We start from the raw sequence: 11,464 nt of genomic DNA, 5'->3' as shown, positions 1-11,464 counted from the left end.
GAAGAGATTCGACCGCGACGTACCGGCAGCAAGCGGGCAGTCGGCCCCGGGCGGATCGGTCTGTTTCAGGCAGGACGGTCGGTCTCAGGTGCGACGGAGGATATCGACCTGGTCGGCGACCACCTCGGCGATGAGCGCATCCCGGGCTTCACTGCCGGCGTGGTCTTCGATCACCCGCCGGTAGAGGACGATATGGGTGGGACGGTTCCCGGCGGCCGGGAAGACGCGACCGAAGCTCGGTTCGGTCGAGCTCGCCGGTGGGACGGAGTCGACGGCCAGCACCACCTCGGCGAGGAGATCGGGTTCGCGTCCGCGCATCCGGGCGAACTCGGCGGCTGCGACCTTGGCGAAACTCTCCGCTCGACTCAGCCGCGCAGGCACCTCGGCCCGGTGCAGCGGCGACCGCAGACCCCGCCCGTGTCGGTCGCGATGTCGCCTTGGTCTCATAGCACTTCATTCTACGTGCGAGGCCGCGGTGCCTGAGCGATTCGGCGGGCCGTGGCGTGTAGAGTGTGGGACTGTGTCAGCCGTGAGAATGTGTTCAAAAGTCAGCTGTTCGCGCCCCGCCGCCGCCACCATGACGTACGTGCACGCTGATGCGACGGTCGTCATCGGACCCCTGGGCAGGCGAGCCGAGCCGGGCGCTCATGACCTGTGCGCCGAACATGCGGCGAAGCTGACCCCACCCGTGGATTGGCAGCTCATCCGCATCGATTCCGGACAGGCCCCGCCCGAACGCAGCCACGATGACCTGCTGGCCATCGCCGACGCCGTCAGGGAAGCCGCCGGCCGTGCGGATAGGACTCCGCCGCGTCCCGAAGCGGGATCGGCCGATGATCCGGCGGCCTCGGGGCGCCGACACGGTCACCTCCGCATCATCGGCGACTCATGAGCCACCCCGAACCGAGCTCGACCGGAACCGATTCCGCAGCGCAGATTCTGCCGGACTCCGAGCTCGGGCGGGCCAGATCGGCCGCCCTCGACGTCGCTGTCGGAGCCTATGACATCCGCGGACGGATTCCCGATCAGCTCGATGAGGACATCCTGTTCACCCTCGGCTGGGCCACGGCACGAGCGATGGCCGAGATCCACGCCAGCACCGAGGTGGTCATCGGTCACGATATGCGACCGAGCTCTCCCGGGTTCGCCCACTCCTTCGCCGCCGGTGTCGACGCCGCCGGAGCGAGAGCCGTCCTGCTGGACCTGTGCTCGACAGATCAGCTCTACTTCGCCTCAGGCATCTTCGATCTGCCCGGCGCCATGATCACCGCCAGCCACAACCCCGCCGACTACAACGGGATCAAGATCTGCGGACCCCGCGCAGGCGGCGTCAGCCTGGCTTCCGGCCTTTCCCGGATCAAGGAGCTCGCGATCACGGCACCGTGCAGCGACGGTCGGACCGTCGAAGAGGATGAGGCAGCGGCATCCCGGATGCGGGAGCAGTACGCGGCACGGATCCGCGAACTCACGCATGTCGATGAGGTCACGGGACTGACGATCGTGCTCGACGCCGGCAACGGCATGGCCGGGCGCCTCCTCGGGGAGGTCTTCGGCACGGATGCGGGAGCCGCCTCGGTGCCCTTCGATGTCATCGGACTCTTCACCGAACTCGACGGAACCTTCCCCAACCACGAGGCGAATCCCCTCAAACCCGAGAACCTCGTCGACGCCGCACGCGCGGTCGTCGACACCGGAGCAGACCTCGGGCTCGTCTTCGACGGGGACGCCGACCGTTGCTTCTTCATCGACGAGACGGGAGCGACGATGTCGGCCTCTGCCGTCGGGGCACTCGTCGCCGAACGGGAGATCGCACGGGCCCGAGCGCTCGGCGACGACCGCCCCACCGTCATCCACAACCTCATCACCTCCCGCAGCGTGGCCGAGACGATCGCCGCCGCCGGCGGACATGCGCTGCGATCGAAGGTCGGGCATTCGGGAATCAAGACGCTCATGCGTGAGACCGGAGCCGTCTTCGCCTGCGAACACTCCGCGCACTTCTATTTCGACGAGTTCTACGGCGCCGATTCGGGGATGCTCGCCGCCTGCCACCTCATCTCCGCCCTCGCCGAATCACGAGCCCCGGCGTCCCGGCTGGTCGCGGACTATGATCGGTTCGTGCAGTCGGGGGAGATCAACTTCACGGTCTCCGATCCCGATGCGGTGCTCGCGGATTTCGTCGCCCACGCTGGTGAGTTCCCCACCAGCACCATCGATGACCTCGACGGGATCGGGCTGCAGGGGGCGGACTGGTGGGTCAACCTGCGCAAGTCAAACACCGAACCTCTCATCCGACTCAATGTCGAAGCCGCCGATTCGGCGCATTTGGACGCTCTCACCCGCCAGGTCACGGACTTCGTCACCGCCCGCACCTGAGGCGGGCTCTCCGTCGCCGGCCGCGCGGGTGCAGCTATACGTCGGCGCGGGTGCGGGTATGCGCGCGTGAGGCCGCAGATCTGCTGTCCGCGGATCGGGCACGACGCGACAAGTCGCCTGCCCGGCAATAGACTCGAAGTCGATCCGACAGCCCGCCGTATGGAGGTACCGTGCTCGATTCCACCGACTTCAAGGTCGCCGATCTCAGCCTGGCCGAGGCCGGCCGACACCAGATCCGCCTCGCCGAAAGAGAGATGCCCGGCCTCATGGCGCTGCGTGAGGAGTACGCCTCGACCGCGCCCTTGGCCGGGGCACGAATCGCCGGCAGTCTGCACATGACCGTGCAGACCGCGGTGCTCATCGAAACCCTCGTCGCACTCGGCGCTGAAGTCCGGTGGGCCAGCTGCAATATCTTCTCCACTCAGGACGAAGCCGCAGCCGCCGTCGTCGTCGGCTCCGGCTCCCCTGAGGCCCCGGCCGGAGTCCCGGTCTTCGCGTGGAAAGGCGAGACTCTGGATGAGTATTGGTGGGCCGCGGACAAGATCTTCGACTTCGAGGAGGGTCCGAACCTCATCCTCGACGACGGCGGCGATGCCACCATGTACGTGCTCAAGGGCACCGAATTCGAAGCCGCCGGGGGAGTGCCCACCGCCGCCGAGGACGACCCGGAGGAGTTCAAGGTCCTGCTCAAGCAGATCGCTGCCTCCATCGAGGCCGCTCCCGGTCGGTTTGCCCGCCTGGCTGCTGAGATCAGGGGCGTGAGCGAGGAGACGACGACCGGAGTCAACCGCCTCTACCGCCTCGCCGAACAGGGTGCACTGCCGTTCCCGGCCATCAACGTCAATGACTCGGTGACGAAGTCGAAATTCGACAACCGCTACGGCATCCGTCATTCGCTGCCCGACGGGCTCAACCGCGCCACCGACGTCCTCATCGGAGGCAAGATCGCCGTCGTCATCGGCTACGGCGACGTCGGCAAGGGAGCGGCCGAGGCGCTGCGCGGGCAGGGGGCGCGAGTCATCGTCACCGAGATCGACCCGATCTGTGCGCTGCAGGCGACGATGGACGGCTACCAGGTCCAAATCCTCGCCGAGGCGGCTCCCCAGGCCGACATCATCATCACCACGACCGGCAACACCCGGGTCGTGTCCGTCGAAGTCCTGCAGACGCTCAAACCCGGTGCCATCGTCGGCAATGTCGGCCACTTCGACGACGAGATCGACCTCGCCGGTCTGTCCCGCCTGCCCGGAGTGGAGAAGATCGAGATCAAACCGCAGGTCCATGAGTGGAGCGTGCCCGTGCCCGCCGAGGCCGGACTCGGCCGCGATCGCACGGACTTCCTCGTCCTCTCCGAGGGACGCCTGCTCAACCTGGGCAACGCCACCGGCCATCCGTCGTTCGTGATGAGTGCCTCGTTCGCCAACCAGGTGCTGGCACAGATCGAGCTGTGGAACGCCCACGACGACTACGGCAATTCGGTGCACCGGCTGGCGAAGGAACTCGATGAGAAGGTTGCGCGCCTCCACCTGCCTGCGCTCGGGGCGAAGCTGTCCGAGCTGAGCAAGGAACAGGCCGAGTACATCGGAGTGGACGTGGCGGGGCCGTTCAAACCCGAACACTACCGCTACTGATCGAGCAGGCAGCGGTCTGTCGTGCGAGAAGGTCCGCTCTGCGTGCAGGCAGAGCGGACCTTCTCATACGCCGGGTTTCTCATACGCCGGGATCGCCTGTCGGCTGCCGAGAGGCGGGTCGAGTCCTCAAGGGCGGGTGAGGCTGAGCCCGTAGGGAAGCGAGTCGACCCCGGACCGGAACGCATTCGCACGGTCCGCACGCCGCCGCTGCTTCTCGACCTCCGCGATGCGCTGTCGGTGGATGACTGCGGACAGGAACTGTTCGGGAAACGTCCCCTCCGGCGGGGCCGGCGCCACATAGGGGTTGAGCTCGGTGGCGAGTTCGATCGCGCGCTGCCACCGTGACTCCGTGCCGAGCTGCGGTGCCATGGCGAGGAACGCGACGATGCGCCGATGCAGACCGTCGGGGATCGTGGTCACGTCGGTGCGGTTCAGCCAGTCGTGCAGCTGCGGGGCCACATGAGTGTGCATCGGCGGCAGAGGCCGGCTGCGTTCGCTCACGGCAATGGTTCCGGCCAGATAGTCGCCGAGGCGCTTGGCCTGCGGCGAGAGCAGCCCGGACAGTGCCGCGATCCCGCCGCCGTTGGAGACGACCTCGAACGGCCACAGCAGGGCTCGGATGAAGGAATGCCGCAATCGCACCGCGCCGCCGTCGTCGCGGACCACACGCAGCCCGAGGATGAGCTTGCCGAGGGAGCGACCGTGGCTGAGCACTTCGACGAGCATCGGCAGCAGCACGAACACGAAGATGGTCATGACGGTCATGAGCGAGCCGAGGAGCAGCCCGTTGAGATCGAGCACCTTGAGCATCAGCCAGAACATGGCGATGAGCAGCCCGATATTCACCAGTGAATAGACGATGTAGTCGATCAGGCAACTCAGTGCCCGAGCCGCCAGAGCGGCCGGCTGGACGTTGAGTTCGACGGCTTCACCGGTGATCAGAGTACTCACCCGACCATCGTGTCATATCCGAGGGCTCCGAGGTGGGCGTTTCGCCCAGAGCATGGCCGTGTGATCTCCGGCCGGGTCGGAGGTGCCCGTGCGTGGTCTCCGATAGGGTGGAGGAATGGATCCGAACCTGCTGGCCCAGCTGCACGGCGATGACTGGCAGGAGCTGTCGGCATTGGCGAAGAAGAACACGCTGACACCGGGGCAGACGACCCGTTTTCTCGAGCTCTACCGGGCCGCATCGAAGGATCTGTCGCAGATCACGACCGTGGCTCCTGATTCGCTCGAGGCTGCCCGCCTCTCGGCCATCGTCCACCGTTCGCGCAACCATCTCTCGTCCGTGCCCAGCGGAGGGCTGTCGGGACTCGCGCGATTCTTCGTCATCAGCCTGCCGCTGTCGCTGTACCGACTGCGGTGGGACTTCGTCATCGTGGCTGCCGGGTTCCTCGCCGTCGCCGTCCTGTCGGGGATCTGGGCGGGAACGCATCCGGAAGTGCTCGAGACCTTCGGCAGCCGTGAGTTCAGACGGCAGTTCGCCGAACACGACTTCGTGGACTACTACAAGGAGAATCCGAACGGATTCTTCGCCGTCGGCGTGTGGACGAACAATGCGTGGATCGCCGTCCAGTTCGTCCTCCTCGGCATCACCGGCGGCTATGTCGTCGTCGGATTGTTCTCCAACGCGGTCAACGTCGGCTTCTCCGGGGCGATGATGTTCGAGTTCGACCGAGCCTCGGACTTCTTCCTCTACATCCTGCCGCACGGGATCCCGGAGATCAGCTGCATCATCCTCGCCGCGGCCGCGGGGCTGCGGCTGTTCTTCGCGTGGGTGGTGCCGGGTCCGCGCCTGCGCCGTGACAGACTCGCCGGTGAGGCCCGCTCGCTGCTCGTCGTCGCCGGCGGCCTCGTGCTGCTGCTGCTGGGTTCGGGTCTCATCGAGGGATTCGTGACTCCGAACCCGATTCCGCCGGCGATCAAGATCTCAATCGGAGTGGCCTATACCGCCGCGGTCGTCGTCTATGCCTGGTACTTCGGCAGACGCGCGGCCGCGGTCGGTCTCAGCGCCGACCTGGACGAACACCAGGCCGGCTATTCGGTCGTCTCCACCGACCGCTGAGCGGCAGGCTCGGTCACAGTCCGCCGGTGACCTTGAGCCGGATGTAGAGATCGGCCAGCGCTCCGGGAAGCTTCTCCGGCAGAGCGTGGACGGATGAGACGCCGAGTCCGCGCAGTCGTGTCTGCAGAGACGCCGTGGCCAGCATCTCCGCTTCTGCGGCCGCCGCCGTATAGACGTCCTCGGCGTCGCCGCGCTCGGCTGCCAACTCTGCAAGAGTGGGATCCGCGACCCCGGCGACGACGACCCGATGATGAGTCGTGAGCGTGGGCAGCACAGGCAGGATGTCCTCGGCGAAGGTCGCTTCGTCGAGCTGTGTGACCAACACGACGAGAGCCTGCTGTCTGGACGTCTGCAGAACGGCGGCGGCGATCGACTCCCAGTTCGCCTCATAGAGTTCTGGGTGCACAGGCGTCAGTGCGACCGAGAGGTCATGGACCGGGTCGTGAGCTCGATGGCTCGATGCGACTGCGCGGACCCGGGCATCGGCGACGATGACATCGACCCGGTCGCCGGCGCCGGTGGCCAGAGCCGTCAGCAGCAGCGAAGCCTCGAGCGCGGCGTCGAAGACCGTGCCCTCACCGCAGCGGCGGGCGGCGAAACGGGAGGAGTCGACGACGATGACGACCCGACGATCCTTCTCCGGCCGCCAGGTCTTGACCACGAGGTTCTGGGCGCGAGCGCTTGCTCGCCAATCGATGGATCGGACATCGTCACCGTCGACATAATCGCGCAGTGAATCGAATTCGGTGCCCATTCCGCGGATCATCACCGCAGACCGCCCCTCGAGCTCACGCAGCTTCTGCGTCTTCGACGGCAGCTCCCGACGGGACACGAACGGAGGCAGCACTCGCACGGAGACAGGAACGTCGATGCTCTTCTGTCGGTGGATCAGGCCGAGCACGCTGCGACTGCGGACCGTGACCAGATCGCCGGGCAGCGCACCTCGCCGCGTCGGCTGCAGCTCGGTGCGCACCTGTGTCTGCTCACCCGGTTCCAACACGTGGCGAGTGCGCGTCTGGACGGCCCCTGCGCTCGGCGCCCAAGCGTCGCGGACGTAGAGCCGCAGCTGGCGATTCGTCCCGTTGAGCAGAGTCAGCGTGCTGTGGGTGCCGTCGCCGAGGCGGACCATCGGACCCGGTGTGCGCTGGAGCTCCAGTCCATGGATCCGAGGCGCGAGAAAGAAGTCGAGGACCGCGATCCCGACGATCGCACCGGCCACGATCAGCGCCGTCGGCCACGTGGGCACCAGCATGACGGGCACGAGGCCGAGGAGGGTGAGCAGGAACAGCCGGGTGGTCATTCAGCGAGGAACTTCGGTCGTGGCGATGATCGAATCGAGGACCTGATTGACATCCAAACCGTCCATCTGTGCCTCGGGTCGCAGGATGACCCGGTGCGACAGCGACATATGGGCCAAGGCCTTGACGTCGTCGGGAGTGACATAGTGTCGGCCGCTGAGCCAGGCATGAGCACGGGCGGCGCCGAGCATCCTCGTCGCTCCGCGGGGTGAGACGCCCAGCGCCAGGGACGGGGTCTGGCGGGTGGCTCGAGCGAGGTCGACGATATAGGTGATGATCTGCGGGGCGATGTAGATCTTCGCGATCGCCTCGCGGGCCCGTTCGATGAGTTCGGCATCCGCCACCGGCCGCAGACCCGCCGATGACAGGGCTCCGGCGTCGAAGCCGCGGGCATGGCGGTCGAGGATCTCGAATTCGTGCTCCCGCTCAGGCAGATCGAGGACGAGCTTGAACAGGAACCGGTCGAGTTGGGCTTCCGGCAGCGGGTAGGTGCCTTCGTACTCGACGGGATTCTGCGTGGCCGCGACGAGGAACGGTTCGGGCAGCTTCCGGGACCGACCGCCGACGGACACCTGATGCTCTTCCATGGCCTCGAGCAGAGCCGACTGGGTCTTCGGCGGGGTGCGGTTGATCTCATCGGCGATGAGGATGTTCGTGAACACCGGGCCGGGACGGAAAGAGAAGTCCGAGGCGGAGGCATCGTAGACCAACGACCCCGTGACATCGCTGGGCATGAGGTCGGGAGTGAACTGCACACGTGAGCTCTCCAGACTGACTGCGGCCGCGAAGCTGCGCACGAGCAGAGTCTTCGCCACTCCCGGGACTCCTTCGAGGAGCACATGCCCCTGGCACAGCAGTGCGATGAGCATTCCGGTCACCGCCTGATCCTGGCCCACGACGGCCTTGGCGATCTCGGTGCGCACACCGGTGAACGCCTCACGCACCGGATCCGGTTCTGCCGGAGGGGTCTGCAGTGCGGCGGCGGTCTGTGCCTGCGGCGCAGCTGATGCCTGCGACGCGGCTGGTGCTTGAGGATTCGTGGGGTCCTGGGGCGGCTGGGTCATGGGATCTCACTTTCGATCTGGGTGAGCTGATGGACGAGTTCAGTGAGTTCGGCGTCCGTGCGTGCCGACGCGGAGACGAAGACATGGTGGAGGAAGCCCGGGTCGGCTCCCGTGGTGGCCGCGATGCGGGTGATGATGTCCGGGGTCCGGGCATCGGGGCTGAGGCTCAGACGTTTGGCGATGCGCAGCAGTGCACCAGTCCGCAGCGTGTGCAGAGCTCCCTCCCGGTCGTGGCTGCGGGAGCTCAGAGCGGCCCGGCCGTGAACGGTCTCCACCGCCGGCACGATGACGGGCAGACGTTCGAGAGCCAATGGGCCGAACCGGCGCCCGATGACGAGCAGGAGGACGAGCACGCAGGGGATCAGCCACAGGACGCCGGCGAGGAACCAGCCGGGCACGAAATCGATCGGCGACGGCGCCGACTGCTGCTGCCCGGCATCATCGAAGGTCGGGTAGTAGACGACGAGGTTCTGTGTCTCCGACAGCTGCGAGAGTACGAGGGAGGCATTGCCCTCCTCGTCGATATGCTCATTGGTCACCCAGTCGGGATTGCCGAGCACGGTCAACGGGACGGAACCTCGCGAATCGGTGACGAACTGTCCGCGCGCAGACCCGGGGGGCACCTCGGCACCGTCGATCTCGTCGACCCCGGGACCGGTGAACGGGTAGCAGGCGCTGATTCCGTCGGTGCCCTTCTTCGTCTCCGCATATTCGACATCGCCCGTGGTCACGGCCCCGGTCTGGCGGGTGATCGGTGAGTCACATGACGGTGGGGACGTGGCATCCGGGGTGGCCAGAGGGCTGAGGTTGTCGTTGACGGTGATGCGGTCGGTGAACTCTGTGACCGTCGGGCCCGGGTCGACGAGGACGAGCCGGTTGCCGTGGGTGCGCAGGGCGTATTGCAGGCCGGCGATGTCCCCGCGCGACAGCGCCTCGGTGTTCGTGGGAATGAGCAGGGTGGTGTCGGGCCGGGCGGCGGCCGTGCGGGCCTGCTCCTGATCCTCGGTGGTGGTGACGTCGACATCGTGGTCGCGCAGGGTCTCGACGAGGGCCTTCGTGCCGGTGCGCGCCGGCGAGTCATAGTGCAGGGGCTCCTCGGACTCGTCATCACCGGTCAGCAGCACGAGCGCGATCACGGTGATGAGGATGACGAAGGCTGCGACGATCCAGACCGAGGCCGAACGCAGACGGGCACGCAGCGGGATCCGGGAGCTCGAACGAGTGCCGCGGGCGGCGACATCCAGCTGTGCGCTCATGCCGGTGCCTCCTGGCGGTGACGGACCGGCAGTGCGCTCAGGGTTCGGTCCAGTGCGCACAGATCCGCATAGATCGCGTCGAGGCCGCGATCGGCGCTCGCCTTCTGCGCGGCTTCCTCCCCGTAGCGGAGGTCGTTGAAGATCTCGGCCACACCGTGGACGGCGGGTCCGTGGTCGGGCAGGGCCGCCTCGGCGGAATGGGCGATCTCACTGGCTGTGGCCGAGGACTCGAGAGAGACGATCTGCTTGATCGACAGGACGGCGAAGATCGCCCGGGATTCGTCGATGACCGCGGTCTCGAAGTCTCCGGCACGGGCTGCCCTGGCTGCGCTGTCGCGCCACGGGCCCGGTTCGGGCAGGGACACGACCGGGTCGAAGGCCGACAGCGGGACCCCGACGCGGCGGAATCCAGCCCGGCGGACGCGCCAGACGATGAGGGCGATGATCGCCGCGAGACCCAGGATGACGAGGATGAGCAGCCACGGGGAGTTCGCGCTCAGGGCGGAGCTGACGAGTGAATCCCACAGCGAGGACAGCCACCGGCCGATCTGTTCCAAGGGGGTGAGGTCGTTGGCGGCGTATTCGGACTTCGACAGTTCGTGCTCAACCCATTCGCGACCGGTGTCCCGGTCGATGCTCGCCGAGGAGGTGCTGAGCTGGGCGTCGCCCGACCGGAAGGACACAGCGGTGCGGAATCGGGTGACCGCCTCGGTGACGGGGGAGAGGATCATCGATCCTCCTCAGCGCGGATGAGGACGAGGTCGAGGCCTTCGGTGCGCATCCGCTGGTCGAAGAAGCAGACCGTTACCAGGCAGGCGAAATAGGCGAAGAGTACAGCTGAGGAGATCAGTGTGAGTCCGAGCAGCAGACCGACGGAGACGAGCGTGATGGCAGTCTGCGCGGTCGTCGAGTCGGTGGTCGTGGCGATGCCGATGCCCAGGGCGAGGGAGATGATGAAGACGATCGGGGAGATGATGAGCTGGACGAGCTGATTGGAGAGGAAGTATCCGAGCGCCAGTTGGCCGAGCATCCGCCAGAAACCACGCCCAGTCAGCCTCCACGAGCGTCGGATTCCGGCTCGCACGCTCAGATCCTCCACCGCGATCGCCGAGCCGAGGAAGGCCAGGCGCAGGTTGATCCAGATGAGAGCGATGAACCACAGCAGCGCGGCCAATGCGGCCCAGACGAAGGCGAGGACCGCCGAATCGGCGCCTAAGAACAGCAGGGTCGGAGCAGTCAGGGCCAGGAGCAGGCCGAGATTGATTGCGCACATCAGCAGTGTGGCCAGAACAAGGCGCCACCGGCGACCGGACAGGGATCTCCACGCCATCGACAGGGTGGTTCTGCGCGCACCGAAGGAGGCGCGAGTGCCGGTGGCGATGAGCCCGGAGAGCAGATGCGCAAGCCCCAGGCTGAGCAGGCTCAGCGACGCCGACCCCAGCTGGGCCAGAGCGAGGAAACCGGAGACGGCCTCGTCATTGCCGCTGAGGTCATTGAAGAACGGCAGGAACTGCACGGCGATGAGGGCGCCGATCGCGGCGAGCAGCAGGCTCCAGAGTGTGAAGACGATGAGCGCGGAGCCGACGGACAGCGTCGGGATGAATCGCAGCAGGCGGAACCCGGAATCCAGCGCCTCGATGAACGTCAGCGGGCGTTTGGGCAGGAGCCCGCGAGGTGGTGGAGGCTGCCAGCGCCGTGAGGGAGGGGACGGCGAACGTCGCTGCCACTGGCCGGTCTGCCAGTCGACCTCCGAGGTCCATGCATTCGTCTGTCCCAT

11 protein-coding genes are annotated in these 11,464 nt (G+C 66.8%); 4 read left to right on the top strand and 7 right to left on the bottom strand.

Annotated features, from left to right (window positions below):
* Positions 1-84: 84 nt before the first annotated feature.
* On the bottom strand, positions 85-447 hold the full coding sequence (locus tag EB835_RS01525) for a metallopeptidase family protein (protein WP_135807720.1): 363 nt from the start codon (positions 445-447) through the stop codon (positions 85-87).
* An 88-nt stretch (positions 448-535) separates the two neighbouring features.
* Between EB835_RS01525 and EB835_RS01520 the strand changes: the two genes are divergently transcribed.
* From EB835_RS01520 to ahcY, 3 genes are all read left to right on the top strand, one after another.
* On the top strand, positions 536-892 hold the full coding sequence (locus EB835_RS01520; protein WP_135807858.1) for a DUF3499 domain-containing protein: 357 nt from the start codon (positions 536-538) through the stop codon (positions 890-892).
* Positions 889-2,373, top strand: coding sequence for a phosphohexomutase domain-containing protein (manB, locus tag EB835_RS01515; RefSeq protein ID WP_135807719.1), 1,485 nt, complete (start codon positions 889-891; stop codon positions 2,371-2,373). Before EB835_RS01520 ends, manB begins: the two co-directional genes overlap by 4 nt.
* 170 nt (positions 2,374-2,543) lie before the next feature.
* Positions 2,544-4,004, top strand: coding sequence for an adenosylhomocysteinase (gene ahcY / locus EB835_RS01510; protein WP_135807718.1), 1,461 nt, complete (start codon positions 2,544-2,546; stop codon positions 4,002-4,004).
* Positions 4,005-4,130: 126 nt separating this feature from the next.
* Here the strand turns inward: ahcY and EB835_RS01505 are convergent, their stop codons facing one another.
* Entirely contained in the window at positions 4,131-4,955 is an 825-nt protein-coding gene (locus EB835_RS01505) for an RDD family protein (protein WP_240688471.1), read from the bottom strand.
* A gap of 115 nt (positions 4,956-5,070) precedes the next feature.
* Between EB835_RS01505 and EB835_RS01500 the strand changes: the two genes are divergently transcribed.
* Positions 5,071-6,069: a stage II sporulation protein M gene (locus EB835_RS01500; RefSeq protein WP_135807717.1), complete on the top strand. Its 999-nt coding sequence runs from the start codon at positions 5,071-5,073 to the stop codon at positions 6,067-6,069.
* 13 nt (positions 6,070-6,082) lie between these two features.
* On the opposite strand, the gene EB835_RS01495 is transcribed toward EB835_RS01500, so the two are convergent.
* Genes EB835_RS01495 through EB835_RS01475 form a run of 5 tightly spaced genes read right to left on the bottom strand, consistent with a single transcriptional unit; the run spans position 6,083 to position 11,464 of the window.
* Complete coding sequence (locus EB835_RS01495; RefSeq protein ID WP_135807716.1) at positions 6,083-7,369, bottom strand: DUF58 domain-containing protein; 1,287 nt, start codon at positions 7,367-7,369, stop codon at positions 6,083-6,085.
* Positions 7,370-8,431: an AAA family ATPase gene (locus EB835_RS01490; RefSeq protein ID WP_135807715.1), complete on the bottom strand. Its 1,062-nt coding sequence runs from the start codon at positions 8,429-8,431 to the stop codon at positions 7,370-7,372.
* Positions 8,428-9,687 (bottom strand): DUF4350 domain-containing protein, encoded by a 1,260-nt coding sequence (locus EB835_RS01485; RefSeq protein ID WP_135807714.1) that lies wholly within the window; start codon positions 9,685-9,687, stop codon positions 8,428-8,430. The genes EB835_RS01490 and EB835_RS01485 overlap by 4 nt, the downstream gene beginning before the upstream one ends.
* Positions 9,684-10,418 carry a DUF4129 domain-containing protein gene (locus EB835_RS01480; RefSeq protein ID WP_135807713.1) on the bottom strand — a complete coding sequence of 245 codons (735 nt, stop codon included), beginning with the start codon at positions 10,416-10,418 and terminating at the stop codon, positions 9,684-9,686. The genes EB835_RS01485 and EB835_RS01480 overlap by 4 nt, the downstream gene beginning before the upstream one ends.
* The gene (locus tag EB835_RS01475; protein ID WP_135807712.1) at positions 10,415-11,464 is read right to left on the bottom strand and encodes a hypothetical protein; all 1,050 of its coding nucleotides are present in this window, start codon (positions 11,462-11,464) and stop codon (positions 10,415-10,417) included. Before EB835_RS01475 ends, EB835_RS01480 begins: the two co-directional genes overlap by 4 nt.

Origin of the sequence: Brevibacterium sp. S22, assembly GCF_004745485.1 — a bacterium.
Classification (GTDB): Bacteria; Actinomycetota; Actinomycetes; order Actinomycetales; family Brevibacteriaceae; genus Brevibacterium.
Note: the sequence above shows the minus strand (reverse complement) of the source record. Positions and strands in the feature narration are given on the sequence as shown.

Bases quoted from the DNA above. Each gene is read 5' to 3' on its own strand.
- EB835_RS01525 (WP_135807720.1), bottom strand. From the start codon at position 447: ATGAGACCAAGGCGACATCGCGACCGACACGGGCGGGGTCTGCGGTCG.
- EB835_RS01500 (WP_135807717.1), top strand. From the start codon at position 5,071: ATGGATCCGAACCTGCTGGCCCAGCTGCACGGCGATGACTGGCAGGAG.
- EB835_RS01520 (WP_135807858.1), top strand. From the start codon at position 536: ATGTGTTCAAAAGTCAGCTGTTCGCGCCCCGCCGCCGCCACCATGACG.
- EB835_RS01485 (WP_135807714.1), bottom strand. From the start codon at position 9,687: ATGAGCGCACAGCTGGATGTCGCCGCCCGCGGCACTCGTTCGAGCTCC.
- manB (WP_135807719.1), top strand. From the start codon at position 889: ATGAGCCACCCCGAACCGAGCTCGACCGGAACCGATTCCGCAGCGCAG.
- EB835_RS01495 (WP_135807716.1), bottom strand. From the start codon at position 7,369: ATGACCACCCGGCTGTTCCTGCTCACCCTCCTCGGCCTCGTGCCCGTC.
- EB835_RS01475 (WP_135807712.1), bottom strand. From the start codon at position 11,464: ATGGGACAGACGAATGCATGGACCTCGGAGGTCGACTGGCAGACCGGC.
- EB835_RS01480 (WP_135807713.1), bottom strand. From the start codon at position 10,418: ATGATCCTCTCCCCCGTCACCGAGGCGGTCACCCGATTCCGCACCGCT.
- EB835_RS01490 (WP_135807715.1), bottom strand. From the start codon at position 8,431: ATGACCCAGCCGCCCCAGGACCCCACGAATCCTCAAGCACCAGCCGCG.